Source organism: Ruegeria sp. D4 (assembly GCF_056534475.1).
Genome location: NZ_JBQFPJ010000007.1, coordinates 133506 through 158591, shown reverse-complemented (window position 1 = coordinate 158591; position 25086 = coordinate 133506). Strand labels below are relative to the sequence as shown.

The 25086-nt window shown below is 59.8% G+C and carries 23 protein-coding genes and 1 pseudogene; 18 read left to right on the top strand and 6 right to left on the bottom strand.

What is annotated here, in order from left to right:
* Positions 1-18 precede the first annotated feature (18 nt).
* The 3 genes from ACR0MI_RS12370 to murJ are packed head-to-tail and all read left to right on the top strand — an operon-like array spanning position 19 to position 5487.
* On the top strand, positions 19-1191 hold the full coding sequence (locus ACR0MI_RS12370) for a penicillin-binding protein activator (RefSeq protein ID WP_170615693.1): 1173 nt from the start codon (positions 19-21) through the stop codon (positions 1189-1191).
* Positions 1151-3949: a [protein-PII] uridylyltransferase gene (locus tag ACR0MI_RS12365; RefSeq protein WP_170615692.1), complete on the top strand. Its 2799-nt coding sequence runs from the start codon at positions 1151-1153 to the stop codon at positions 3947-3949. The genes ACR0MI_RS12370 and ACR0MI_RS12365 overlap by 41 nt, the downstream gene beginning before the upstream one ends.
* Positions 3946-5487 carry a murein biosynthesis integral membrane protein MurJ gene (gene murJ / locus ACR0MI_RS12360; protein ID WP_170615690.1) on the top strand — a complete coding sequence of 514 codons (1542 nt, stop codon included), beginning with the start codon at positions 3946-3948 and terminating at the stop codon, positions 5485-5487. The genes ACR0MI_RS12365 and murJ overlap by 4 nt, the downstream gene beginning before the upstream one ends.
* Before the next feature lie 4 nt (positions 5488-5491).
* Here murJ and ACR0MI_RS12355 read toward each other — a convergent pair whose 3' ends face one another.
* Entirely contained in the window at positions 5492-6178 is a 687-nt protein-coding gene (locus ACR0MI_RS12355; protein WP_170615688.1) for a rhomboid family intramembrane serine protease, read from the bottom strand.
* An 86-nt stretch (positions 6179-6264) separates the two neighbouring features.
* Between ACR0MI_RS12355 and trpS the strand changes: the two genes are divergently transcribed.
* The 13 genes from trpS to ACR0MI_RS12290 all read left to right on the top strand — a co-directional run bounded on the left by trpS (position 6265) and on the right by ACR0MI_RS12290 (position 17843).
* Positions 6265-7293, top strand: a complete 1029-nt coding sequence (trpS, locus tag ACR0MI_RS12350; protein ID WP_170615686.1) for a tryptophan--tRNA ligase — start codon at positions 6265-6267, stop codon at positions 7291-7293.
* Positions 7294-7351: 58 nt separating this feature from the next.
* Positions 7352-8215, top strand: a complete 864-nt coding sequence (locus tag ACR0MI_RS12345; protein WP_170619577.1) for a branched-chain amino acid aminotransferase — start codon at positions 7352-7354, stop codon at positions 8213-8215.
* Between the two features lie 77 nt (positions 8216-8292).
* The gene (locus tag ACR0MI_RS12340) at positions 8293-8748 is read left to right on the top strand and encodes a universal stress protein (protein ID WP_170615682.1); all 456 of its coding nucleotides are present in this window, start codon (positions 8293-8295) and stop codon (positions 8746-8748) included.
* 9 nt (positions 8749-8757) lie between these two features.
* Complete coding sequence (locus ACR0MI_RS12335) at positions 8758-9351, top strand: 2-hydroxychromene-2-carboxylate isomerase (RefSeq protein ID WP_170615680.1); 594 nt, start codon at positions 8758-8760, stop codon at positions 9349-9351.
* Positions 9352-9420: 69 nt separating this feature from the next.
* Positions 9421-9984: a NifU family protein gene (locus ACR0MI_RS12330; protein ID WP_170615678.1), complete on the top strand. Its 564-nt coding sequence runs from the start codon at positions 9421-9423 to the stop codon at positions 9982-9984.
* Positions 9974-10564, top strand: a complete 591-nt coding sequence (tsaB, locus tag ACR0MI_RS12325) for a tRNA (adenosine(37)-N6)-threonylcarbamoyltransferase complex dimerization subunit type 1 TsaB (RefSeq protein ID WP_170615675.1) — start codon at positions 9974-9976, stop codon at positions 10562-10564. Before ACR0MI_RS12330 ends, tsaB begins: the two co-directional genes overlap by 11 nt.
* Positions 10561-10974 carry a GNAT family N-acetyltransferase gene (locus ACR0MI_RS12320; RefSeq protein ID WP_170615673.1) on the top strand — a complete coding sequence of 138 codons (414 nt, stop codon included), beginning with the start codon at positions 10561-10563 and terminating at the stop codon, positions 10972-10974. Before tsaB ends, ACR0MI_RS12320 begins: the two co-directional genes overlap by 4 nt.
* Positions 10975-11132: 158 nt before the next feature.
* The gene (locus ACR0MI_RS12315; RefSeq protein ID WP_170615671.1) at positions 11133-12131 is read left to right on the top strand and encodes a BMP family lipoprotein; all 999 of its coding nucleotides are present in this window, start codon (positions 11133-11135) and stop codon (positions 12129-12131) included.
* An 89-nt stretch (positions 12132-12220) separates the two neighbouring features.
* On the top strand, positions 12221-13750 hold the full coding sequence (locus ACR0MI_RS12310; RefSeq protein ID WP_170615669.1) for an ABC transporter ATP-binding protein: 1530 nt from the start codon (positions 12221-12223) through the stop codon (positions 13748-13750).
* Between the two features lies 1 nt (position 13751).
* Positions 13752-14846 carry an ABC transporter permease gene (locus tag ACR0MI_RS12305; protein WP_170615667.1) on the top strand — a complete coding sequence of 365 codons (1095 nt, stop codon included), beginning with the start codon at positions 13752-13754 and terminating at the stop codon, positions 14844-14846.
* Complete coding sequence (locus tag ACR0MI_RS12300) at positions 14846-15814, top strand: ABC transporter permease (RefSeq protein ID WP_170615665.1); 969 nt, start codon at positions 14846-14848, stop codon at positions 15812-15814. Before ACR0MI_RS12305 ends, ACR0MI_RS12300 begins: the two co-directional genes overlap by 1 nt.
* A 338-nt stretch (positions 15815-16152) precedes the next feature.
* Positions 16153-17073 (top strand): sulfite exporter TauE/SafE family protein, encoded by a 921-nt coding sequence (locus ACR0MI_RS12295; RefSeq protein ID WP_170615663.1) that lies wholly within the window; start codon positions 16153-16155, stop codon positions 17071-17073.
* A gap of 2 nt (positions 17074-17075) precedes the next feature.
* Complete coding sequence (locus ACR0MI_RS12290; protein WP_170615661.1) at positions 17076-17843, top strand: TIGR02186 family protein; 768 nt, start codon at positions 17076-17078, stop codon at positions 17841-17843.
* A 4-nt stretch (positions 17844-17847) separates the two neighbouring features.
* On the opposite strand, the gene ACR0MI_RS12285 is transcribed toward ACR0MI_RS12290, so the two are convergent.
* The 4 genes and pseudogenes from ACR0MI_RS12285 to ACR0MI_RS12270 all read right to left on the bottom strand — a co-directional run bounded on the left by ACR0MI_RS12285 (position 17848) and on the right by ACR0MI_RS12270 (position 21621).
* Positions 17848-18576 carry an SDR family oxidoreductase gene (locus ACR0MI_RS12285; protein WP_170615659.1) on the bottom strand — a complete coding sequence of 243 codons (729 nt, stop codon included), beginning with the start codon at positions 18574-18576 and terminating at the stop codon, positions 17848-17850.
* Entirely contained in the window at positions 18573-20105 is a 1533-nt protein-coding gene (locus tag ACR0MI_RS12280) for an AAA family ATPase (RefSeq protein ID WP_170615657.1), read from the bottom strand. The genes ACR0MI_RS12285 and ACR0MI_RS12280 overlap by 4 nt, the downstream gene beginning before the upstream one ends.
* A gap of 60 nt (positions 20106-20165) precedes the next feature.
* Positions 20166-20804 (bottom strand): annotated as a pseudogene (locus ACR0MI_RS12275) (acyl-homoserine-lactone synthase).
* A gap of 94 nt (positions 20805-20898) precedes the next feature.
* The gene (locus ACR0MI_RS12270) at positions 20899-21621 is read right to left on the bottom strand and encodes a helix-turn-helix transcriptional regulator (protein ID WP_170615655.1); all 723 of its coding nucleotides are present in this window, start codon (positions 21619-21621) and stop codon (positions 20899-20901) included.
* A gap of 83 nt (positions 21622-21704) precedes the next feature.
* Between ACR0MI_RS12270 and ACR0MI_RS12265 the strand changes: the two genes are divergently transcribed.
* Together ACR0MI_RS12265 and ACR0MI_RS12260 are read left to right on the top strand one after the other, a co-directional pair.
* Positions 21705-22403: a glutathione S-transferase family protein gene (locus ACR0MI_RS12265; protein ID WP_170615654.1), complete on the top strand. Its 699-nt coding sequence runs from the start codon at positions 21705-21707 to the stop codon at positions 22401-22403.
* On the top strand, positions 22400-22786 hold the full coding sequence (locus ACR0MI_RS12260; protein ID WP_170615652.1) for a DUF1801 domain-containing protein: 387 nt from the start codon (positions 22400-22402) through the stop codon (positions 22784-22786). Before ACR0MI_RS12265 ends, ACR0MI_RS12260 begins: the two co-directional genes overlap by 4 nt.
* Here ACR0MI_RS12260 and rnr read toward each other — a convergent pair.
* On the bottom strand, positions 22777-25035 hold the full coding sequence (rnr, locus tag ACR0MI_RS12255) for a ribonuclease R (RefSeq protein WP_170615650.1): 2259 nt from the start codon (positions 25033-25035) through the stop codon (positions 22777-22779). The genes ACR0MI_RS12260 and rnr overlap by 10 nt on opposite strands.
* Positions 25036-25086 lie beyond the last annotated feature (51 nt).

Genomic DNA, 25086 nt, shown 5'->3' with positions numbered 1-25086 from the left:
CAGGGAGTTTTCATTTAGATGTTTACCGTTTGCAAGCCCGTTCGCAAGTTGGCGAAATCCGCCGTTGTCCTCGCCACTGCCGCGCTTCTGGCCGCTTGTGAGCCCGGCGGACTGGGTGGGGGTCCTTCGATCAACGCATCCAAACCGGTGCCTGTCGCCCTGCTGGTTCCACGCGGATCGGCGCAATCGGGGGATGCAGCATTGGCCCAAAGCCTTGAAAACGCCGCCCGTCTGGCCATGGCTGATCTTCAGAATGTGCAGATTGATCTTCGGGTTTATGACACTGCAGGAAACGCGGGTATCGCCGGCACGGTGGCCAAACAGGCCGTGGATGATGGTGCGAAGATCATCATCGGCCCGGTTTACGCGCAGGCAGCCAATGCCGCCGGTTTGGCCGTTCTGGACAAAAGCATCAATGTTCTGTCCTTTTCCAACAACACCAGCGTCGCCGGTGGAAACGTGTTTGTGCTGGGACCGACCTTTGAAAACACGGCTGGTCGGCTGGTGAATTACGCGGCCCAGCAGGGCAAAACCGGAATGGTCGTCGTTCACAGTAACGATGGGGCAGGTCAGCAGGGCCAAACCGCAATTATTTCAGCCCTCAGCACAAGCCGGGTCAACAATGCGGGTTCGGTTGGATTTGACCGCTCGCAGCAGGGCGTCATCGGCTCGGTTCCGACGATTAAGTCGACGGTCGATGCAACCGGGGCCGATTCGATCTTTCTGACGGCAACCACCGCCGGTGCCTTGCCGCTGTTCAGCCAGTTGCTGCCCGAAGCTGGTATTTCTCCGGCTACGACGCAATTCATCGGGCTGACACGCTGGGATATTCCGCCGCAAACACTGGAATTGCCGGGTGTGCAGGGCGGGTGGTTTGCCTTGCCGGATCCGGCAAAGGCACAAGCCTATCGCCAACGGTACAATGCGACCTATGGCGAGGCACCGCACCCGATCAGCGGTTTGGCCTATGATGGCATCGCGGCCATCGGCGCATTGGTCGGGCAGGGGAAATCGGACGCGCTGACAGGTGCCGCCCTGACTCAGAATGCTGGGTTTCAGGGCGTTGGCGGCATCTTCCGTCTGCGATCGAATGGAACAAATGAACGTGGTCTGGCGGTTGCCACGATCCAGAACAAACAGGTGGTTGTGATTGACCCTGCTCCACAAAGCTTTGCGGGCGCCGGTCTCTGAGCCCGAAGGCAGCCTGATCTGCCCGGCAAACGAGATTTTTGACAGTGAGGGCGTCAGTGCCCGTTTGTCTGAAGCCTTCGATAACTGCAATGACAATGCTGAAATGCGCGCGGAAACCGTGCGCGTTTTGCGTGATGCGCAGAAGGCCGGACGCATGGCCATCGCCAATGCGTTTGCGGAGCAACCCTTTGCGGCGCGACCATTGACGCGATCGTACACCTACCTGACGGACCAGTTGGTCGGAACCGCGATGCTGGTCTCCGGCCGATATCTTCACCCGTTGGCCAATCCGACCCAGGGTGAAAAGATCGCGGTTCTGGCGGTCGGAGGGTATGGCCGGGGCGAGATGGCCCCTTCATCCGATGTCGATCTGCTGTTTCTGACCCCCTACAAGATCACCGCGTGGGCCGAGAGCGTGATCGAATCCATGCTCTACATCCTTTGGGATCTGCGATTGAAGGTCGGGCATTCATCGCGCACGATCCGGGATTGCCTGCGTTTGGGCGCGGATGATTTCACGATCCGCACTTCGATGCTCGAGCAGCGGTACCTTGCCGGGGACAGGGAATTGGCGACGGGTCTGGAAGAGCGCCTGAAAGCGGATCTGTTCAAGGGCAGCGAGCGTGAATTCATCGAAGCCAAGTTGCAGGAGCGGGACGCACGACACCTCAAGCAAGGCCAGCGATATATGGTCGAGCCCAATGTGAAAGAGGGTAAAGGGGGTCTGCGCGATTTGCAGTCATTGTACTGGATCGCCAAGTACATATATGGCGTTCACGACGTGGCCGAGCTTGTTCCGCTTGGCTTGTTTACACCTGATGAATTCAAGGGCTTTGTCGAGGCCGAGGAGTTCCTGTGGGCTGTCCGGTCGCATCTGCATCTGATCACGGGGCGCGCGACCGAGCAGCTGGCCTTTGATCTGCAGGTCGAGGTTGCCGACCGCATGGGCTATCAGGACCGCGCCGGTCGGCGAGCGGTCGAGGTGTTCATGCAGCGATATTTCCGCGAAGCAACACGTGTCGGAGAACTGACGCGGATCTTTCTGACCAAGCTGGAGGCCGCGCATGTAAAAGGTGCGCCGCTGCTGGAACGCATCTTTCGCCGCCGCCGCCGTGTCAAATCAGGCTACACAGTGGTGCATGGCCGTCTGGATGTTGGTGACCCGGACAAGTTTCTGTCCGACAAACTGAACCTGCTGCGTCTGTTTGAGGAAGGGTTGCGGACCGGGATGCTGATCCACCCGGATGCAATGCGCCTGGTCACGGCCAACCTGCATCTGATCGACGATGAAATGCGCAATGACAAAGAGGCGCAGCGCATCTTCCTCGACCTGATGCTGAAACACGGCAACCCGGAACGCGCCCTGCGCCGGATGAACGAACTTGGCGTGTTGTCGGCCTTCCTGCCCGAGTTCGAGCCCATCGTGGCGATGATGCAGTTCAATATGTATCACAGCTATACGGTGGACGAGCACACCATACAGTGCATCGTCAACCTGGCGCAGATCGAACGCGGAGAGTTGGTTGAATCGCTGCCGCTCGCCTCGTCGATCCTGAAAGGGGGCGTCAATCGCAAGGTTCTGTATGTGGCGCTGCTGTTGCATGACATTGCCAAGGGGCGGCCTGAAGATCACTCGATTCTCGGCGCCCAGATGGCCCGCAAGATCGCGCCGCGTCTCGGGTTGAACAAGTCAGACACCGAAACGGTCGAATGGCTTGTGCGTTATCACCTGCTGATGTCGGACATGGCACAAAAACGCGATATCTCCGACCCGCGCACGGTGCGTGATTTTGCCAAGGCAGTGCAGACAGTCAAACGGCTGGACCTTTTGACGGTGCTGACGGTTTGTGACATTCGCGGCGTCGGCCCAGATACATGGAACAACTGGAAGGCTACCCTGTTGCGCGCGCTGCATGCCGAAACAAAACGCGCGCTGGAAACAGGGATGGAGGATCTGAACCGGGCCAACCGCGGGGCCGAGGCCAAGAAGGCGCTGCGTGTTGCGCTGGACGACTGGTCCAAGGCCGACCTGAAAACCGAAACCGGACGGCACTACGATCCTTACTGGCAGGGTCTCAATCTTTCCACCCACATCGAATTTGCCGAGATGCTGCAGGCTTTGGAAACCAGCGGCGACCCCGGAGCGATGGAAATCCGCCTGCACCCGGACGAAGACCGCGATGCCACCCGCGCCTGTTTCGCCATGGGCGATCACCCCGGAATTTTCGCGCGGATCGCCGGCGCGCTGGCGCTGGTCGGGGCCAACGTCGTGGATGCACGCAGTTATACGACCAAGGACGGCTATGTGACCGATGCGTTCTGGATACAGGATGCCGAAGGCCACCCATTCGAAGCCAGCCGCCTGCCACGCCTGACCCAGATGATCCACAAAACCCTCAAGGGTGAGGTGGTGGCGCGCGATGCGCTGAAATCGCGGGACAAGATCAAAAAACGCGAACGCGCCTTCAACGTTCCGACCCACATCATGTTCGACAATGACGGGTCTGAAATTTACACGATCATCGAGGTCGATACCCGCGACCGTCCCGGTTTGCTGTTTGACCTGACCCGAACCCTGGCGGCATCCAACGTGTATATCGCCAATGCTGTGATCGCGACCTACGGCGAACAGGTGGTCGACACCTTCTATGTCAAGGATATGTTCGGGTTGAAATACTATTCGGAAAGCAAGCAGCGCGGGCTGGAAGCCAAGCTGCGTAAAGCGATCACCGAAGGCGCCGAGCGCGCGGCCTCATGAAGCAGATCCGCCTGTTTTCGGGCCTGTTCACGGTCGGCTTCTGGACGCTTGCCAGCCGCATCCTGGGATTTCTGCGCGAAATCCTTCTGGCCGCCTATATTGGTCCGGGGCCGGTCATGGATGCATTTGTCGCGGCCTTCCGCCTGCCCAACATGTTCCGTCGCTTCTTCGCCGAAGGCGCGTTCAACGCAGCGTTTGTTCCGATGTTCTCAAAGCGCCTTGAGGGCGGCGAGAACGCACAAGAGTTTGCGCAGGACGCCTTCAACCTGCTGGCGTTGGCTGTGTTGGCGCTGGTCGGCCTCGTCATGGTCTTCATGCCCGCGCTGGTCTGGGTCACGGCCGAGGGCTTCTATGGCGACGAACGTTTCGATCTGGCGGTGGACTATGGGTATATCGTCTTTCCCTACATCCTGTTCATGTCGCTGGCGGCCTTGTTTTCTGGCGTCCTGAACGCGACGGGCCGGTTTGCCGCCGCTGCGGCCGCGCCGGTGTTGCTGAACATCTTTGCCTGTTCGGCCCTTATTCTTGGTGCTGTATCCGGTGGCGAAGTCATCCGCTGGCTGCTGGCGGTCATTCCGGCGGCCGGTGTCGCACAGTTGGCACTGGTCTGGGTCGCAACCGAGCGCGCAGGTATCCGTATTCGTCCCGGGCTTCCCAAGCTCAGCCCTGAGATGCGCAATCTGGTTCGTGTCGCGGTTCCTGCAGCTTTGGCGATGGGCGTGACGCAGGTCAACCTGGTGGTGGGCCAGTTGGTGGCGTCGAAAACCGAAAAAGCCGTCAGCTGGCTGTTTGCGGCAGACCGGCTTTACCAGTTGCCATTGGGTGTGGTGGGCATCGCTGTGGGCATCGTGCTGCTGCCCGATCTTTCGCGCCGCTTGCGTGCGGACGACAAGGACGGTGCGCGCAACGCCTTTTCCCGTGCGGGCGAATTCACGCTGCTTCTGACCATTCCATCGACCGTGGCGTTTGTGATCATTCCCACACCGCTGGTTTCGGTGCTGTTCGAGCGGGGCCAGTTCGGCCCCGAAGACACAGCCGCCACGGCGCTGGCCGTCGCGATTTACGGGGTCGGCCTGCCAGCCTTCATGCTGCAAAAGCTGCTGCAACCGCTATTCTTCGCCCGGGAAAACACCCGCACGCCGTTTCACTACGCGGTGGTGGCCATGATCGTGAATGCTGCCCTGGCCTTTGGCCTGTATCCGGTGGTGGGTTGGATCGCGCCCGCCATTGCGGCTTCGGCTGCCGGGTGGGCGATGGTGGCGCTACTGGCCATCGGCGCACGCCGGATGGGGGAAGAGGCCCGCTTTGACGCCCGCTTCAAGCGCCGTGCATGGCGGATCGTCGCGGCCTCGGTTGGATTGGGCGTTGTGTTGTTTGTAGCGCTGCACCTGTTCGGCTGGGTCTTTGCCCTGCCCGGATGGCGTTATCCGGCCCTGTTCCTGCTGATTGCGATTGCCGCGATCACCTATTTCGCTCTGGGCCACCTGTTGCGGGCATTTGAAGTATCGGAATTCAGGCGCGCCTTGCGCCGGTCCTGATCCGTCAGTCGCGCCGGATGCGCCCGACAATCCGGGCCCATCCGCCCGGGGCCAAAAAGAATGACAGGCCAAAGCCGGTGGCAAACCCGCCCAGATCGGCGACCCAGTCGGACGTGCCGCCAAACAGCAGGCCGAACAGCAGTTGGATGCCCATCAGCACGGCAATCAGGCTGAAAGCGCGTGACTGGTTTTCGCCGACCAGCGACAGTTTGCGCCACAACAGCCAGGTGAACGCGCCGATCAGACCGTAGACCGGTGGGAACCCGCCGACCAGCGGGTAGCGGGGATCCAGGATCAGCGCATAGGCCAGTGCACCGCCGACACCTGACAGCACAAAGATCAACAGCATGGGAAAGCCGCCAAACACCTCGGCCACCATTTTGCCCATGGCCAGCACGAACACGCAGACAAAAATGGCCTGCGTGAAATTGGCCGAGACAAAGGGATAGGTCACGAACCGGATCAAATGTTCGAAGGGCCACCGCCCGTTTTGAACCATCCAGTCGAAGATGTCCGGCGAGAAGGCATAGCTTTGCAGCGCGTCCAGCCGCCATCCGACAGCCGAAGGTCCGCCGACGATCCCGCGCGTACCAAGGGAAAACGCCAGTTCGATACCCATGATGAACAACACCAGCGCCACAACGACAGGCGGCAGAGGGTTCACGGCAGGTGTATATTGTTCGCTGCTCATTGGGCGGGCCTTTCGCGGCTGTTGACGTCCCTTGACCTCATGGGTAAGCGACGGGGGCTGATTTTTCCAGACGGGAGTTCCCTTCGATGACCGAAACTCAATTCACGCCGCGCGTGTTTTCCGGCATCCAGCCTTCGGGAAACCTGCACCTTGGCAACTACCTGGGTGCGCTCAAGCGTTTTGTGGATATGCAGGGCCCTGAATTCGAGACCATCTATTGCATGGTCGACCTGCACGCGATCACCGTCTGGCAAGACCCGGAGCGTCTGCGCGAAAAGACCCGCGAAGTCTGCGCTGGTTTTATCGCCGCCGGTCTTGATCCGGAAAAGTCGATCCTTTTCAACCAGAGCCAGGTGGCCGAACACACGCAGCTTGCGTGGATCTTCAACTGTATCGCCCGGATGGGCTGGATGCAGCGGATGACGCAGTTCAAGGACAAGGCGGGCAAGAATGCGCAAAACGCCTCGTTGGGTCTTTTTGCCTATCCTGCGCTGATGGCGGCGGACATTCTGACCTATCACGCAACCCATGTGCCTGTGGGAGAGGATCAGAAACAGCATCTGGAACTGACCCGTGACATCGCGATCAAGTTCAATCACGACTATGGGGTAGATTTCTTCCCTGTGACCGAACCGGTCATCGGTGGTGCTGCGCCGCGCGTGATGAACCTGCGCGACGGAACGCGCAAGATGTCGTCTTCGGATCCGTCCGACATGACCCGGATCAACATGACCGATGACGCCGACGCGATCGCCAAGAAGATTCGCAAGGCCAAGACAGACCCGGATGCGCTGCCGTCCGAGATCGACGGGCTGGCAGAACGCCCGGAGGCGCGCAATCTGGTAAACATCTATGCCGCCCTCAGCGACCAGACTGCCGAGCAGGTTCTGGCCGAAGCAGGCGGCAAGCAGTTTGGCGAGTTCAAACCGATGCTGGCCGAACTGGCGGTGTCGAAGCTGGCGCCGATCTCGTCCGAGATGGCCCGACTGATGGGCGAAGAGGCCGAGATCGACCAGATTTTGGCACGGGGCGCCGAGAAGGCCCGCGCGATTGCATCTCCGATCCTGCAGCAGACCTACGAAATCGTGGGCATGGTCGGCGCCAAACAGGGCTGATTACGCTGGACGTTGCCTCAACGCCTTCCTAGGTTTGCCAAAAGCTAGGGAGGGCGCCATGGCAGTCGGCAAGAATATCCGTACCTATTTCGAGGGTCAGTGGCATGACGGGGATGCCCCGATCATGCGCGCGGCCGATCACGGTGCGTGGCTGGGATCGTCCGTCTTTGACGGGGCGCGGTATTTTGATGGCATGGCCCCGGACCTTGAGGCGCATTGTGCCCGCGTGAATCGCTCGGCCGAGGCGCTGATGCTGACCCCATTCGTGACCACTGATCAGATGATCGGGATCGTCCGCGAAGGCTTGGAAAGCTACAGCCCCGATGCCGCTGTCTATATCCGTCCGATGTACTGGGGTATCGATGGCGACGCGACCGCGATCGTACCGCAGGAAAACAGCACCGGTTTTGCGGTCTGTCTGGAAGAAATTCCAATGGCGCCCGAGACCGCGTCGGCAACGCTGGGCACCACACGATTCCGTCGCCCGGTTTTGGAATCCGCAGTCGTGAACGCCAAGGCCGGCTGTCTTTACCCCAACAACGCCCGGATGTTGCAGGAGGTGCGCGGAAAAGGGTTTTCAAATGCGCTTGTCACTGACGCCCTTGGACATGTGGCGGAAACCGCAACGGCCAACATTTTCATGGTTCGCGATGGCGAGGTGTTCACACCCACCCCAAATGGAACCTTTTTGGCCGGGATCACGCGCGCGCGTCATATCAAGAACCTGCTGGCAGATGGCGTCACCGTGCACGAAGCCATCCTGAGCTTTGATGATTTCCACAACGCTGACGAAGTGTTCATGACCGGGAACATGAACAAGGTCACACCGGTCACGGCACTGGAAGATACCCGGTATCAGGTCGGCCCGATTTCCCGCCGCGCCCGTGAGTTGTATTGGGACTGGGCCGCCAGCAACCGCTAACACGTCAATGCGGCGCGCTTCCGAGTTGCCAGTATCCCCACTGTCGGGCATGATCCCGGAAACAAAAGAGGACACAAATGCGTAAGTTCCTGGTCATACTTGACGACAGCCGCGAATGCCTGAATGCCATGCGTTTCGCGGCAATGCGTGCGGCGCATACCGGCGGAGGGGTAACGGTTCTGTCGGTCATCCCTCCGGATGAGTTCAACCACTGGATCGGTGTGGCGGAAGTCATGCGGGAAGAAGCGCGCGAGCGCATTCACGCACATTTCGAGGTGTTTGCGAAATGGATGCGCGACAAGCAGGGTATCGAACCCGAACTGGCCATCCGCGAAGGCGACCCGGTGCCTCAGATCATTGAACATGTCCAGTCGGACCCTGAAATCGGGGTGCTTGTTCTGGGTGCGGGCGTTGAAAAGAAAGGGCCCGGCCCGCTGGTGACGCAACTGACACGCAACTCCGGCAGTCTTCCGATCCCGATCACTATCGTGCCCGGGGATCTGAGCAAGGAAAAGCTGGAAGCTATTACCTGAGGCCCCTACATGACCCGCCGTATTCAATTCTGGTTCGAATTTGCTTCGACATATTCCTATCTCAGTGCGATGCGGGTTGAACTGGTGGCGGCGCAAAAAGGGGTTGCCGTGGATTGGCAGCCCTTTCTTCTGGGCCCGATTTTCGCGGCGCAGGGATGGGACAATTCTCCGTTCAATATCTATCCCGCCAAAGGGCGCTATATGTGGCGTGACATGGAGCGTCTGTGCAAAAAGCGCGGGTTGGATTTCGTGCATCCGAACCCTTTTCCCCAAAACGGAGTTCTGGCCGCCCGGCTGGTTCTGGCCATTGAGGATCAGGACCAAAAAGCGGCATTTGTGCGCGCTGTGTACCAAGCAGAATTTGCCGACGGGCGCACAATCTCGGACGAAAGCGTGCTGGCTGATTGTCTTGTCGTTGCCGGGTTGCGCAGCGATATGATTGCGCGATCAAAGGATCCGGCTATCAAGGAAGCTTTGTTCGAGCAGTCCAAGCGCGCTCAGGCCCTGGACCTGTTCGGGGCGCCCAGTTTCGTAGCAGGCGACGAGCTGTTCTGGGGGGATGACCGGCTGGAGGATGCGGTCGATTTTGCCAGTACGATTTAGAATCGTTCCAAATCTTGACTTCCACGGCGCCTGCCCGCATATCAGGTACAACCCAACCGGAGCCGCGCCATGTTCATTCAAACCGAATCGACGCCCAACCCTGCAACATTGAAATTCCTGCCCGGCCAAACCGTTCTGGAAGCGGGTACGGCAGACTTCCCGACGGCCGAAGCTGCCGAGAAGTCACCCCTGGCCAAGCGGATCTTTGAGGTGAACGGCGTTACCGGAGTTTTCTTCGGCAATGATTTTGTAACAGTCACGAAGTCTGACGACGTGCAGTGGGATCACATCAAGCCCGCAATTCTGGGCGCGGTGATGGAACACTACCAGTCCGGTCAGCCGGTTATGGGCGCAGACGCCGCAACCGCCTCTGGGCACGCCGAACATACCGGCGAGGACGCGGAAATCGTCAATCAGATCAAAGACCTGCTGGACAGCCGCGTGCGTCCGGCCGTGGCACAGGATGGTGGGGACATCACCTTTCACGGCTTTGACCGTGGGGTCGTATATCTGCATATGCAAGGCGCCTGTGCGGGCTGCCCATCGTCGACCCTGACCCTGAAAATGGGGATCGAGAACCTGCTGCGTCACTACATCCCCGAAGTGACCGAGGTGCGCCCGGTTGCCGTCTGATCCGACCATACTGGCATTCGACACATCGGCCGCGCATTGCGCGGCCGCTTTGTTGCGGGACGGCGAAATCGTGACCTCCTGCGCTGAACCCATGACGCGCGGCCAGGCGGAACGCCTGATGCCGCTGCTGCACGAGGTTCTGGCCCTGGGCGGGTGTACTTGGGCGGATTTGGATGCGATCGGCGTTGGCATAGGTCCGGGCAATTTCACCGGAATCCGAATCTCGGTTTCTGCCGCGCGCGGTTTGGCGCTGGGCCTGGGAATTCCGGCTGTCGGCGTGACGGGATTCGATGCTCTGGCCGAATTTGCGCCTCAGGGCAGCATCCCTGCGATTCGCGCGCCGCGAGAGCAGGTTTATGTTTCCTTGCATGATTCTGACCCGGAACTGATCGGCCAAAAGACGGCAGAAACGTTTGGAGTCCTGGTTCTGAACGACAACGCGGATTTGCAAGCCCGCGCGATTGCCCGGATTACGTGGCGTCGCTGGCAGTCTGTATCAGAGGCACCAGCGCCGCTCTATGTCCGTGCGGCCGATGCGGCCCCATCGAAAGATCTGCCTCCGGTGTTGCTGGACGAATGAAACCGGAGGATCTTGCAAAGACGCATGCCGCGGCCTTTACCCGGGCCCGCCCGTGGAGCGCCCAGGAGTTCTGCGATCTTCTGGAAAACAGATTCACGCATGTTGTTGGAAATGAACGATCATTTGCCGTCATTCAGGTTATTGCCGATCAGGCGGAGCTTTTGACGATTGCAACTCACCCGGCCTATCAAAGGCAGGGGCTTGCAAGGCAATGCATGAAAGACTGGCACAACAAGGCAAAAAAACTGGGTGCCACACATACTTTTCTGGACGTAGCGGCCGACAATTTGCCGGCAATTTCCCTTTATCAGAGCTGTGGTTACAAGGTCTGCGGCCTGCGTAAGGGGTATTACCTTCATGAAAACAATCAGAAGCTCGATGCGATCCAAATGGAATGCAGCCTGATCTGAAGGCAGGCAAGTTTTTTACCGATTGGTCAAAATAGTGGTTGACCATGGCTGTTGCAAACGGCCTTAATTCCCGCCATCACAACAGTTATGCTCGCTCTGAGTGGGTAAAGGGGGCTATCTTGGCTCCAGCCGACAAAAAAACAAAACGGGAGTAACCAATGACCCTGATGAAATCCTTGATGGGTGCCGCAGCCGCAGTCGCGATGACAGCGGGTGCCGCAATTGCAGAACCGGCCCTGATCTTTGACCTGGGTGGCAAGTTCGACAAATCGTTCAACGAAGCGGCCCATAACGGCGCGTCACGTTGGGCCAATCAGACCGGCGGTACCTACCGCGAGATCGAGCTTCAGTCCGAAGCCCAGCGCGAGCAGGCCCTGCGCCGCTTTGCGGAAGCCGGCGCCAACCCGATCATCACCATGGGTTTTGCAATGGCCGATCCGCTGTCTGCTGTTGCAGGCGACTATCCGGACACCAAGTTCGTCGCGGTTGACGTAACCTGGCTGGACGCGCCGAACATCCGTCAGATCGGCTTTGCCGAGCATGAAGGCTCGTATCTGGTCGGCATGATGGCCGCGATGGCGTCCAAGTCCGGCACCGTCGGCTTTATCGGCGGCATGGACATTCCGCTGATCCGCCACTTCGGTTGCGGCTATGCACAGGGCGCCAAGGCTGTGAACCCGGACATCAACGTGGTAGCCAACATGACCGGCACCACCCCGGCCGCCTGGAACGACCCTGTAAAGGGTTCGGAACTGACCAAAGCCCAGATCAGCCAGGGCGCTGATGTGATCTATGCGGCTGCCGGCGGCACCGGTGTTGGCGTTCTGCAAACTGCGGCAGACGAAGGTATCCTGTCGATCGGTGTGGACAGCAATCAGAACCACCTGCACCCGGGCAAGGTCCTGACATCGATGCTGAAACGTGTGGACGTTGCTGTTTATGAAGCGATGAAAGCGGGTGAAGACCTTGAAACCGGCGTATTCGCCATGGGTCTGGCCGAAGACGGAGTTGGTGTCGCAATCGACGATAACAACCGCGAACTGGTACACCCCCAGATGGCTGATGCCGTAGAAGCTGCACGTCGTGGCATCATCGACGGGGACATCTCTGTTGTCAGCTACTACGAGAACGACAGCTGCCCGGCACTGCAGTTCTGATATCGCATGGGACGGGGGATTTTATCTCCCGTCCCAACTCACTCTGCCGCTGTTTGACTACGCGGCCCTTCGGCAATTGAGGGCAAGACATGACCGTCCCCGCCATTGAGCTCAAAGGGATTTCCAAAGCCTTTGGGCCGGTTCAGGCCAACAAAGACATTTCCATCAGCGTCGCCCCCGGCACGATCCACGGGATAATCGGTGAAAACGGTGCGGGCAAATCCACGCTGATGAGCATCCTATACGGGTTTTACAAAGCCGACAAAGGCGAGATCTGGATCAACGGGACAAAGACCGAAATCCCTGACAGCCAGGCCGCGATTGCCTCGGGGATCGGGATGGTGTTCCAGCACTTCAAACTGGTCGAGAATTTCACCGTTCTGGAGAACATTGTTCTGGGCGCTGAAGACGGCGGGCTGCTGGCCCCGTCTTTGTCCAAGGCGCGCAAGGAACTGAAAGCGCTGGAAGAAGAATACGAACTGTTCGTGGATCCGGACAAACGCATCGACGAGATCGGCGTGGGCATGCAACAGCGTGTCGAAATCCTGAAAGCCCTGTATCGCAAGGCCGAGATTTTGATTCTGGACGAGCCGACCGGCGTTCTGACCCCGGCCGAGGCTGATCAGCTGTTCCGCATCCTTGACCGTCTGCGGGCCGAGGGGAAGACCATCATCGTGATCACGCACAAGCTGCGTGAGATCATGGAGAACACCGATACGGTCTCGGTCATGCGCCGCGGGCAGATGACTGCGACGGTCAAGACTGCCGACACCAGCCCCGAGGAACTGGCCGAGCTGATGGTTGGACGGAAGGTCCTGCTGCAAGTCGATAAAGTGCCCGCCCAGCCAGGCAAACCGGTGCTGGAGATCGAGAATCTGCGGGTGAGCGATCAGGCGGGTGTCGAGCGCGTAAAAGGTATTGATCTGACGATCCGTGCCGGTGAGATCGTCGGCATCGCTGGTGTTGCTGGCAATGGTCAGTCCGAATTGCTGGAGGTTCTGGGCGGAATGCGACCGGGGCAGGGGTCCATCAAACTTAACGGCACCCCACTGGCGCTGAGCGGGCCGGGTTCGGACGGGCGCGCGCGCCGCGATCAGCACATCGCGCATGTCCCCGAAGACCGGCAGCGCGAAGGTCTGATCATGAATTTCCACGCCTGGGAAAACGTCGCCTTCGGCTATCACCGTGACCCTGCCTACAAGCGCGGCATTTTCATGGACAACGCTGCCCTTCGGGCCGATACCGAGGCCAAGATCGAGAAATTCGACGTCCGCCCGCCCAACCCGTGGCTGACAGCCAAAAGCTTCTCGGGCGGAAACCAGCAGAAAATCGTCGTTGCCCGCGAGATCGAGCGCAACCCCGACCTGCTGCTGGTCGGCCAGCCCACACGCGGTGTGGACATTGGTGCGATCGAGTTCATTCACAAACAGATCGTCGCGCTGCGTGATCAGGGCAAGGCAATCCTGCTGGTCTCGGTCGAGCTGGAAGAGATCTTCTCGTTGTCCGACCGGATTGCGGTGATGTTTGACGGTCATATCATGGGCGAACGTCTGCCCCATGAGACAGATGAAAAAGAACTGGGCCTGTTGATGGCCGGTGTGGCGGGAGAGGCCGCGTAGTATGGAAAAAATGCCCAAATGGGCCGATGTCGTCCTGATCCCGCTGATCAGTCTGATATTGGCCGCAATCCTCTCGGCACTGGTCATCCTGGCCATCGGTGAAAACCCAGTCGAGGCCGTGAAGCTCATGGTTTCCGGCGCGCTTGGGTCGACCTATGGCTGGGGTTACACCCTGTATTACGCGACGAACTTCATGTTCACGGGGCTGGCGGTGGCCGTCGCCTTTCATGCGCGCATGTTCAACATCGGCGGCGAAGGACAGGCCATGCTGGGCGGCCTTGGGGTTGCCATCGTCTGCCTCTATGTCCCCTGGCCACACTGGAGCATTGCCCTTCTGGCCGCCTGCGCCGCGTCAATGGTTTTCGGTGCGGCATGGGCTGCGATCCCGGCCTATCTGCAGGCCAAGCGCGGCAGCCATATCGTGATTACCACGATCATGTTCAATTTTATCGCAGCGGCGGTTCTGAACTATGTTCTGGTCAATGTGATGCGCCCCCCGGGGGCGCAGGATCCGGCGACCGCCCGGTTCCCCGAAGCCGTTCATCTGCCTACGTTCCAGTCCATGTTCTCGACGGCCGAAAACGTTCTGTTCAAAGGTGCCCCGGCCAATATCACCTTCTTTGTCGCGGTTCTGGCCTGTTTCGTGGTTTGGGCGCTGATCTGGCGCACCCGGCTTGGCTATGAAATCCGGGCCTATGGTCATTCGGAAACCGGGGCCGTCTACGCAGGCATCTCACCCGTGCGCATTACCATCATCGCCATGCTGATCTCGGGCGCGCTGGCTGGCCTTATGGCCATCAACAACGTCATGGGCGAGGCGGAGCGGCTGGTTCTGAACTCGACCGAGGGCGCGGGTTTCATCGGTATCGCGGTGGCGCTCATGGGGCGCTCTCATCCGTTCGGGGTGTTTCTGGCGGCGATTCTTTTTGGTTTCCTGTATCAGGGCGGGGCCGAGCTGGCGTTCTGGACCAGTATTCCGCGCGAGCTGATCGTGGTGATTCAGGCGCTGGTGATCCTGTTCACCGGCGCGCTGGACAACATGGTTCGCATGCCGCTTGAAAAACTGTTCCTGGGTATGCGGAAAGGAGCTGAGTGATGGAAACATTCCTGATCATCATCCAGGTCCTGGACTCAACCATCCGCCTTGCAACCCCGCTGCTGCTGGCCTGTCTGGCCGGGCTCTATTCCGAACGGGCGGGCGTCTTCGACATCGGACTAGAAGGCAAGATGCTGATGGCGGCTTTCTTTTCCGCCGCCGTGGCAGCAGTGACCGGGTCGGTCTGGCTGGGCTTGCTGGCAGGTATTGCTGCTTCCTTGGTTTTGTCGGCCCTGCACGGCGTTGCGTCGATCACATTCAGGGGCAATCAGTTGATCTCGGGCGTTGCGATCAATTTTCTGGCGGCGGGGATGACCGTTCTTGTGGCGCAAAGCTGGTTCCAGCAGGGGGGGCGAACACCTTCACTGATCGGCGGCGGACGGTTTGGACCGATCGAATTTCCCTTTGCCGAAGCACTAAGCGGTGTTCCGTTCATTGGCCCGATTTATTCCGAGTTGCTGTCTGGGCATTCGATTCTCGTCTACGTCGCCTTTCTGATGGTGCCTGCCACTTGGTGGATCCTGTTCCGCACCCGGTTCGGCCTGCGACTGCGCGCCGTGGGTGAAAACCCTGCCGCGGTGGATACGGCCGGTGTTTCCGTTGTGGGGCTTCGCTATGCCGCTGTTGCCATCTGCGGTCTGCTTTGCGGGATCGCCGGTGCCTATCTGGCCACCGCGCTTCAGGCGGGGTTCGTCAAGGACATGACAGCCGGGCGTGGCTTTATCGCGCTGGCGGCCCTGATCTTTGCGAAATGGAGACCCTGGCACGCGATGGGGGCCTGCCTTCTGTTCGGTCTGCTTCAGGCCATCGCCCTGCGATTCCAGAACATCGATCTGGGTGGGGTCGTCATACCGGTGCAAGTCATGGACGCGTTGCCCTATATCCTGACCGTGGTGATCCTTGCCGGGTTCGTGGGCAAGGCCGTGCCGCCACGCGCCGGGGGCGAACCCTATGTGAAGGAACGCTGATAGGTCCAGTTCGGACTAGTATCTCAGTCCTGTTCGCTGCAGAGCGGCATGCAGAGTTGATTTTGCATGTCGCACCCGCTCTAAAGGGGTATGCAAACGCCCTCTTTCATAACCCGGTCTGCAGACAGGCTTTTTTCGCTTTCCGAATCCTCGGACTCTGGCTCCGGGATTGTTGTGCGGGTCAGTCTGTCTTTGCCGCAGGTGGGTCATAAACAGAGATTGTTCGCCCAGAACGTTGCCAAGACCGTGCCGGTGCGTCGCACTTGCGGCCAGACCCATTGCAATAAGACGGGCTTTGTCACATTACACGAACACACCCAGCCCGTTTAGAGAACATCATGCAGATTTACCTTCCAATCGCCGAAGTATCCGTGAACGCCTTTCTGCTGTTGGGTCTGGGCGGAATGGTGGGCATTCTTTCCGGCATGTTCGGAGTTGGCGGCGGGTTCCTTATGACCCCGCTGCTGTTCTTCATCGGCATCCCTCCCGCTGTGGCAGTTGCGACCGAGGCCAATCAGATCGTGGCGTCGTCGTTCTCTGGCGTGTTGGCGCATTTCCGGCGAAGGACCGTGGACTTTCGAATGGGCACCGTGTTGCTGACCGGAGGTCTGATCGGCGCGGCGCTGGGTGTTGTGGTGTTCAACTACCTCAAAAGTCTGGGTCAAGTCGATCTGCTGGTGACACTGTGTTACGTCGTGTTTCTGGGTGTCGTCGGTAGCCTGATGTTCATCGAAAGCCTCAACGCGCTGCGCAAGTCAAAAAAGGCCGGAGGTTCCCCCCCCAAGCGACGTCAGCGCGGCTGGGTTCACGCCATGCCGCTCAAGATGCGCTTTCGGACTTCGGGCCTGTATATTTCGGTCATTCCACCAGCGCTGGTCGGTCTGTGCGTCGGCGTGCTGTCCGCCATCATGGGCGTGGGCGGCGGGTTCATCATGGTGCCTGCGATGATCTACCTGCTGGGTATGCCGACCAAGGTCGTTGTGGGAACATCGCTGTTTCAGATCATTTTCGTGACGGCGTTTACAACAATGCTGCATGCCACCACGAACTACACTGTTGATGTGGTCCTGGCGGTGCTTCTGCTGGTTGGTGGCGTTATCGGGGCGCAGATCGGCACGGTCATCGGGTCGCGCATGCCGGCCGAGCAGTTGCGTGTTCTGCTGGCGGCCCTGGTGCTTGCCGTATGCGGAAAACTTGCGCTGGACCTGTTGCTTCAACCCTCCGAGTTGTACTCGCTTGGCGATGCGGGAGGGCACTGATCATGATGCGTTATCTGATCGCCGTTCTGTGCCTTTTTTGCCTGCCCGCGTATGCAGAGGATGAGCAGGTCGTTCTTGGCCTCAGCCAGGACCGAGTTGCCATCACCGCAAACTTTGACGGTTCCGAAATACTGATCTTCGGGGCGGTCAAGCGCGAAGCGCCGATCCCGCCGGGCCCGCCGCTGGAAGTGATCGTTGCGGTTGCCGGGCCATCCAGCCCTGTAACGGTGCGAAGAAAAGAAAAGCGGCTGGGTATCTGGGTGAACACCGACAGCGTGTTGGTCGATCTGGCACCCAGCTTTTATGCCGTTGCAACCAGTTCACCGCTGAATTCCATCCTGTCGGACGTAGAAGATCTGCGCCACCGGGTTTCGATCGAACGTGCCATCCGGTCGGTGGGTGCCGCGATGCATATACGCGGCGCGCAGGACTTTGCGGATGCGGTTGTTCGAATTCGCGAGCATGAGGGACTTTACTCGATCCGAGAAAACACCGTGGCTGTGGATGAGCAGACCTTGTTCAGAACCTCGATCGACATGCCTGCAGACTTGACCGAGGGCGACTATGTCGCGCGCATTCTGCTGACACGCGGCGGAGAGGTTGTTTCCCAATTCGAGACGGTGATCGACGTGCGCAAGGTTGGACTTGAACGGTTTCTGTTCAACATGTCCCGCCAACAGCCGGTCTGGTACGGTCTGATGTCGCTTGTCATCGCGATCTCGGCCGGGTGGGGCGCCTCGACCGCGTTCAGATTGCTGCGCGAGAAGTAAACCTTTAGCCCCGGCCGATGTAAGGCATCGTGGTGGCCATCACCGTCATGAACTGAACATTCGCCTCGGGCGGCAGCGAAGCCATATGCAACACAGAGCGTGCCGCATCCTCGACAGACATAGTCGGGTCCGGGGTCGTGCCTTCTGCCATCGCCGCGTCGACCAGGCCCTGCACTATTTGCGTGCGCGCGTTGCCGATGTCGATCTGGCCGCAGGCAATTCCAAAGCTCCGCCCGTCCAACGACAGGCTGCGGGTCAATCCGGTGATCGCGTGTTTCGTCGCCGAGTAGTGGACCGAGTTGGGACGCGGGACATGGGCCGCTATCGAACCGTTGTTGATGATACGCCCACCTTGCGGCGACTGATGGCGCATGATGCCAAAGGCCGCCCGGGCACACAGGAACATCCCGTTGAGGTTCACGTTGACCGAGTTGTACCAGTCGTCCAGCGCGATCTCGTCAATGGTTCCGCCAGGCGCGAAGATGCCCGCGTTGTTGAACAGCACGTCCAGACGGCCAGCCTGTTTGGTGAAAGCATCGAAGGCGGCGGCGACTGCGTCCGGATTCGTTACATCGGAAACCAAGGGGACAGCGTTTTCGTGAGCCTCTGACATTGCCGTCAGAACATCGGCACTGCGCGCCAGAAGGCCGACGCGCCAGCCTTCTTCCAGAAACAACTCGGCGGTTACCCGGCCGATACCGGAACTTGCGCCGGTTACGATGATAGTCTTCATGTGTCTTCAGCCTCCAGAACCAGAGATGCCACGGGCGCTGTGCGCAGGTCATCAACGCGCAGTGGATGAGATGGCTTGGACAGGCGATTGCGCACGACCCAGATCAGCCGTTCCTGCGCGCGGGTTATGGCCACATAAGCCAGGCGCTTCCACAGGGGTTGTCCCGCCTCGGTACGACCCATTCTGGCGGCAGCGTAGATATCGGGCGCAAAAACCTGCACCGTGTCCCATTGCGACCCCTGCGCTTTGTGAATTGTCACGGCAGCACCATGCAGGAAGGTTGCCCCCATACGGGCGGCATAGGGGATAAACGGTTCTTCCTCGTCCGGTTTCTCGATCTTGACGATCGAGGCGGCGCTGACCTGCGGATCTTCAGCCCCCATCACATGCAGACGTGAAAAACCCGGTTTGCGCCCGGGACCCAGATAGATGACCTGCGCGCCCTTGATCAGGCCGCGCGCTTCCAGATCCAGCCGCTTCTTGCGGTGTTTCAGCGGCAGTTCCAGACCGTCGCAGATCAGGGGTTCACCCTCCAGCAACTCGGTGTCGGGGGCGCCGTGAACATGCCGGAAGGCGTTGATCAGGCGAATGCGCGTGGCGTTGCGCCAGACCAGAACCGGGCTGCGCGCCATCAGGTCAACCTCGACCCGCTGCCCCCAGACGACGCGGTCATCCTGCCGGGCGGTCTGCTCGACCAGCCTTTCGAAATCCTCGAACCCCATTGCCGGGTCCGCCAAGGCATGGGCAAGATCCAGAATCGGGTTATCCGCATCCTGCCGGTGGACCCGGTGCAGTGTCAGCTTCCGAGGCTCGGGCAGAGCTTCGAATACCATGCTGCCGGACTGGTTCACAGGCGCAAGCTGGGCCGGATCTCCGAACAGCAGCAAGGTTGGAAAAATCTCTTTCAGGTCCTCGAACTGCCGGTCATCCAGCATCGAGGCTTCGTCCACAAACCCGATATCGAGCGGTTCGTCCCGGCGTTTCCACCCGGTAATGAAATCCGAACCCCGGAGCCCGGCAGCGGCTAGCGCCCCGGGGATGGATTTGTTGTTGGCATAGAATGCCGCTGCCCGATCCAGCGCCTCATCCGTCAGCCCCTCGATTTCAGGGCGTTCGTCATTGCCTGCGAGCCATTCGGCAATACGCTCATATTCCGGGTCGTATACAGGCGTGTAAAGGATGCGGTGGATGGTTGTTGCGGGAACCCCGCGCAGGCGCAGAACGCTGGCCGCCTTGTTGGTCGGGGCCAGAATGGCAAGGCTGCGCTTGTCCTTTGACTTACGGCTTTCAAAATCGCCGGACACGATCTGAACACCGGTTTCGGCCAGCGCCTTGAACAATTCAGCCAACAGCAAGGTTTTGCCTGACCCGGCCTTGCCGATCACGGCCATCGTTTCTGTCTTTCCACCTCCGGGCGGCCTGAGCAGCGCGTCATCGTCAAGGTCGACGCCCGCCGATTTCAGCATCTCGGAAATGCTGTCATAGGCGGCGGCCTGATCATCGGAAAAGGTGACAAGAGGCAAGGACATGGCGCGACCCTACAGGGCCGCGTCAGTCATCACCAGACGCGGAGTCCGCTTTTCCCGAATTCAGGCCGAAAGCGCGAACCGATGTTGCGCACTGCCCCCGAACGCTGCACGAAACCACAGCCGGGACAGGTCTCGGGAAACCCCCGCCCGTTCAGCCACCCGGCTGCAGTCCTCGGCTGAATAGGGCCAGAGCCCGACCGAGATCTGATCCCGGCCCTTGCCCTGCGACCCCAGCACCACCGGCGAAGACCCTATCAGACGGTAGATCCGGATCATCCTTGCGTCGAAGACACCGGCAATATGGGTCAGGCCAAATCCTTCCATCACTTCGCCACCGCTCAGCATTATGACACCTGCCGTGTGCGGGCTGGCATTGCGCGACAGGCAGAACCGCGTAACCTACCAGATCAGCGGGCTGCGGATAGGACTGCCGCCCGTCAGATGACCAAAGACATCGTTTACCATGACCGGGCCGGTTGTCGGCAGTATCCGCATCGAACCGCCATGGCTGCCATCGGGTTCTTCCCAGATGACATAAAGCGGGTTCAGATCGTCATACCGATCCCGTTCTTCGCCGTTTTCGTCGACATCAACATCCCACCCCAGCCGGGTCTTGAACTGATCGGCGCGGTCCAGAAACATCCCCTTGGCAAGTTTTGGAAATTTATGCAGTTCGTCAGCATATACATAACGCAACATGACTTGCTCCCCTCGTCGTCCTGTGCAGGAACGAATGGGGTACAAATCCGTGGTTAATTTCCCGTTTGGTGACCGCGCGTTGCTTAAGTGGCTGTTAGGACTCGCCGTTCTGGTTTTCCCGGCTATGCGCCTCGCGATCTTCTCGGATTCGGGCCAGTGCTTTCCGCAGCAAGGGAACGCGATTGGGGCGAAAGCTTTCATCCGAAATCGTCATGTCCTGCATCCGGTCCAGACGGAAAAACCGGAAATCCCGGCGCAGGTGGCACCAGCTCAGCAGAATACTGGCCCGATCCATATAGACGATGCTCAGCGGATTGACGCGCCGCGTGGTGGCATCGCCTTTTGCATCGGTATAGGCGAACTCGACCGTGCGTTCATCCCACGTGGCCTGCCGCAGATCAGGGACATGAATCGTGGGCGTGGCCGGGCGGTCAAAACGTGTTGCCGTCAGCACCGCATGGCTTAGCCTGTGGGACTGACGCTGTGGCAGGCGGCCCTGCAATTTGCGCAGCGCCGCGCTGGCTGCGTCGGACAGGGCAGGGTCCCCGATCTGCTGCACTTCGCGCAGGCCAAGAACAAGGGCTTCAAGTTCATCATCGGTAAAACCAAGCGGGGGCAAGGTCGCGTCTTCGATCAGGGTGAACCCAAAACCGGCCTCTCCGTCGATGACTGCGCCAAGGCCGCGCAATGTGTCTATGTCGCGGTGAACCGTGCGGGCCGAGACACCAAGATCCTGCGCCAGTTGTGAGGACGTTCTGGGAGACGGGCCCGAGCGCAGGGCCTGCATCAGTTGGAACAGTCGGGTGGTTCGGGTCATGATGCAACTTAGCCTAAACCTGATGTCAGTTTCTGTCATCAGTCGAGGTTATGCATCGACCATCCCATTTAGGAGCGATTTTGATGCTGACCCTTCTGACCTTCCCATCCGCCTTTGGCCAATACAGCGCCAGCCCTTTTTGCGTGAAAACGGCTCTCATGCTCCAGCACTCCGGCCAGTCGTGGCAGCGGTCGGATCTGTTGGATCCCCGAAAGATGCCGCACCACAAGCTTCCGGTGTTGCGCACACCCGACCGGTTGGTGCCGGACAGTGACCTGATCCGGGACTGGCTGGAGGCGCAGGGCGCCGAATTCGACCGGGGCCTGAGCGACATTCAAAAGGCGCAATCGCGTGCTTTGGTGCGAATGGCTGAAGAGCACTTGTATTTTCAGATCGTTCTGGACCGCTGGGGCAATGACGAGGTCTGGCCGATCCTGCGAAACACGTTCTTTACCTCTGTACCGGCTTTGATCCGAAAGCCGGTTTCCAATGCCATCCGAAAATCCGTTCTGAAAGGATTGCAGGCGCAGGGGGTTGGCCGATTTTCGGTTGCTGAACGGATGGAACGAATCGAGCGGGATCTGGAATCCATCGCCGCATTTCTTTGGCAATCTCCGTTCCTGCTGGCGGAACACCCGACATCGGCGGATATGAGTGTTGGTCCAATTCTCGCGGCGATGCGGGCGACACCGTCGGACACTCCGCTGACGCGGCGGATCAAACAGGATAAACTGCTGAACAGCTATATTGACCGCATGGAACAGGCGATCCCATTGGTATGAGACCCTTTGAGAACCCGGCAGTGGCACAGGCTTTCGAGGAACTGCCCCAGGGCACTCGAAAGGGTGCCCTGATCCTGCGAGAGCTGGTCTTTGAGACCGCAAGCGATCTGGAAGCCGCGCAGCCGTTGGCTGAGGCGTTGCGCTGGGGCCAGCCTGCCTACCTGGCGCCCAAGGGATCAACGGTCCGGCTTGGTAGCCACAAGTCCGCCAGCTTCGCCCTGTTCGTGCATTGCCAGAGCCGGTTGATGGGCGATTTCACCTCGGCCTTTCCCGGTGAAGACCGGATCGATGGCAATCGGGCCGTGTTGTTCGATGACATTGACCAGATCGACGAAACCCGTCACGGTTGGCTGATCGCGCGGGCGCTGACTTATCACCTCTGACGGCGTTTGCGTTCGACCTTGCGCTTGATCTTGTCCTTCTTGCGCTTGGTACTGACCGCCTTGCGCCGGGTTGCCCGCTTTGCCGGCCCCCGTTCGCGCGGCAAGGCCTGATCGTCAATCGACAACAACTCCAGCTCCAGCCCGCCGGTCACAGGCGTCGCTTCAGTCAGACGAACAGTGACACGCTGACCTATGGCGATGATCAGGCCGGTGTCCGACCCCATCAGGGTTCCGGCCTCGCGGTCGAAATGGAAGAACTCCCGACCCAGTGAGCGCACCGGCACCAGCCCGTCCGCGCCGGTTTCATCCATCTTCACGAAGGCACCGAACCGGGCGATGCCGCTAATGCGACCGGTGAACTCATTGCCCACCCGCTCGCTGAGATAGGCGGCAAGATAGCGGTCGGTTGTGTCCCGTTCCGCCATCATCGAACGACGTTCGGTGTCCGAGATGTGGGTCGCGGTCTCTTCCAGGCGATCGATGTCATCCTCGGTCAACCCATCCTTGCCCCAGCCATGGGCCGAGATCAGCCCGCGATGCACGATCAGGTCGGAATAGCGACGGATGGGCGAAGTGAAATGCGCATAGTTCCGCAACGCCAAACCGAAGTGGCCGAAATTCTCGGGGTTGTAATACGCCTGCGCCATCGACCTGAGGGTGGTGAGGTTGATCAGCTCCGCATCCTCGGTTCCGGCAGCGGCGTTTAGCAGCGCGTTCAGGTGGCGTGTCTGCAACACTTGTCCCTTGGCCAGGTTGAGGCCCGCGGCCTGAGCCGTTTCGCGCAGGCTTTCCAGCTTTTCGGGGGCAGGTTCTTCATGCACCCGGAACAATAGCGGCTGGCGCTTGGCGATCAGCGTCTCAGCTGCCGCGACATTGGCGAGGATCATGAACTCTTCGATCAGTCTGTGTGCGTCCAGACGTTCGCGGAAGGCCACGCTCAGCACCTCGCCGGTGTCGCTGAGGACAATCTTGCGTTCGGGCAGGTCAAGTTCCAGTGGTTGCCGTACCGAGCGCGCCTTTTTCAGCGCGGTATACGCAGCATAGAGCGGTTTCAGAACCGGTTCCAACAGGGGTCCGGTACGGTCATTGGGATTACCGTCAATAGCCTCCTGCACTTCGGTGTAATTCAGCGAAGCAGCAGAGCGCATCAGGGCCCGAACGAAGCGGTGGCCGATCTTGTTGCCATCCGCGTCGATCTGCATTCGAACGGCGATACAGGCGCGCGGGACGCCTTCGTGCAGCGAACACAGATCACCCGACAAACGATCCGGCAGCATCGGCACCACACGGTCGGGGAAGTAACTGGAATTGCCGCGTTTGCGTGCCTCGCGATCCAATGCCGTACCTGGCTGCACATAAGCTGCCACGTCTGCAATCGCGACCCAGATGACATGGCCGCCAGGGTTCTTGGGATCGTCGTCGGCATGCGCATAGCAGGCGTCGTCATGGTCCCGTGCGTCCGACGGGTCGATGGTCAGCAACGGCATGTCCCGCAGGTCTTCGCGCCCTTTCAGGCCAACGGGTTTGGCCTTGTCAGCCTCGTCAATCACCTTGTCCGGAAAATCGTCCGGGATGCCGTGCTGATGGATGGCGATCAGCGACACGGCCTTGGGCGCAGACGGATCACCCAGCCGTTCCACGATCCGCGCACGGGGCAGGCCCATGCGGTTTTTTGGCCCGGCCTGCTCGGCCTCGACCAGTTCGCCGTCTTTGGCGCCCAGCACCGCGCCATCCTGAACCAGCCATTCGGTCTGGCCGGTCTTGTCGATGGGAACGATCCGCCCGCCCTCGGCCCCTTTGCGGAAGATGCCGACGATTTTGCGCGGGTTGGTTCCGATACGGCGGATCAGTCGCGCCTCGTAATTGTGGTCTTCCTCATGCACCACCGTCAGGCGGGCCAGGATGCGGTCCCCTTCGCCCAGCGCCGGATCGCTGGCGCGGGCAATGATCAGGACAATGGGTTCAACGCCTTCGCCATGCCATTCCAGCGGGCGTGCAAACAGATCGCCGTCAGCGTTCGGCGCCTTCACCTGCAATACACTGACGGGAGGCAGACGGTCGGGGTCGCGATAGCTGCGCTTGCGCTTTTCCAGATGCCCCTCGGCCTCTAGCTCCTTGAGGATACGCTTGAGGTCAATTCGGTCCGCGCCCTTGATGCCAAAGGCCTTGGCGATATCGCGTTTCGAGGTCAGGGTGGGGTTCGCCGAGATCCAGTCCAGGACCTCCTGCTTGGTGGGGATGCGAGTCATGAATTCGGCCTAGCACGGGGATGCGACCGCGTCATGACCAAAAAACAGTCG

Bases quoted from the DNA above. Each gene is read 5' to 3' on its own strand.
- ACR0MI_RS12370 (WP_170615693.1), top strand. From the start codon at position 19: ATGTTTACCGTTTGCAAGCCCGTTCGCAAGTTGGCGAAATCCGCCGTT.
- murJ (WP_170615690.1), top strand. From the start codon at position 3,946: ATGAAGCAGATCCGCCTGTTTTCGGGCCTGTTCACGGTCGGCTTCTGG.
- ACR0MI_RS12355 (WP_170615688.1), bottom strand. From the start codon at position 6,178: ATGAGCAGCGAACAATATACACCTGCCGTGAACCCTCTGCCGCCTGTC.
- trpS (WP_170615686.1), top strand. From the start codon at position 6,265: ATGACCGAAACTCAATTCACGCCGCGCGTGTTTTCCGGCATCCAGCCT.
- ACR0MI_RS12345 (WP_170619577.1), top strand. From the start codon at position 7,352: ATGGCAGTCGGCAAGAATATCCGTACCTATTTCGAGGGTCAGTGGCAT.
- ACR0MI_RS12340 (WP_170615682.1), top strand. From the start codon at position 8,293: ATGCGTAAGTTCCTGGTCATACTTGACGACAGCCGCGAATGCCTGAAT.
- ACR0MI_RS12335 (WP_170615680.1), top strand. From the start codon at position 8,758: ATGACCCGCCGTATTCAATTCTGGTTCGAATTTGCTTCGACATATTCC.
- ACR0MI_RS12330 (WP_170615678.1), top strand. From the start codon at position 9,421: ATGTTCATTCAAACCGAATCGACGCCCAACCCTGCAACATTGAAATTC.
- ACR0MI_RS12320 (WP_170615673.1), top strand. From the start codon at position 10,561: ATGAAACCGGAGGATCTTGCAAAGACGCATGCCGCGGCCTTTACCCGG.
- ACR0MI_RS12315 (WP_170615671.1), top strand. From the start codon at position 11,133: ATGACCCTGATGAAATCCTTGATGGGTGCCGCAGCCGCAGTCGCGATG.
- ACR0MI_RS12310 (WP_170615669.1), top strand. From the start codon at position 12,221: ATGACCGTCCCCGCCATTGAGCTCAAAGGGATTTCCAAAGCCTTTGGG.
- ACR0MI_RS12305 (WP_170615667.1), top strand. From the start codon at position 13,752: ATGGAAAAAATGCCCAAATGGGCCGATGTCGTCCTGATCCCGCTGATC.
- ACR0MI_RS12300 (WP_170615665.1), top strand. From the start codon at position 14,846: ATGGAAACATTCCTGATCATCATCCAGGTCCTGGACTCAACCATCCGC.
- ACR0MI_RS12295 (WP_170615663.1), top strand. From the start codon at position 16,153: ATGCAGATTTACCTTCCAATCGCCGAAGTATCCGTGAACGCCTTTCTG.
- ACR0MI_RS12290 (WP_170615661.1), top strand. From the start codon at position 17,076: ATGATGCGTTATCTGATCGCCGTTCTGTGCCTTTTTTGCCTGCCCGCG.
- ACR0MI_RS12285 (WP_170615659.1), bottom strand. From the start codon at position 18,576: ATGAAGACTATCATCGTAACCGGCGCAAGTTCCGGTATCGGCCGGGTA.
- ACR0MI_RS12280 (WP_170615657.1), bottom strand. From the start codon at position 20,105: ATGTCCTTGCCTCTTGTCACCTTTTCCGATGATCAGGCCGCCGCCTAT.
- ACR0MI_RS12270 (WP_170615655.1), bottom strand. From the start codon at position 21,621: ATGACCCGAACCACCCGACTGTTCCAACTGATGCAGGCCCTGCGCTCG.
- ACR0MI_RS12265 (WP_170615654.1), top strand. From the start codon at position 21,705: ATGCTGACCCTTCTGACCTTCCCATCCGCCTTTGGCCAATACAGCGCC.
- ACR0MI_RS12260 (WP_170615652.1), top strand. From the start codon at position 22,400: ATGAGACCCTTTGAGAACCCGGCAGTGGCACAGGCTTTCGAGGAACTG.
- rnr (WP_170615650.1), bottom strand. From the start codon at position 25,035: ATGACTCGCATCCCCACCAAGCAGGAGGTCCTGGACTGGATCTCGGCG.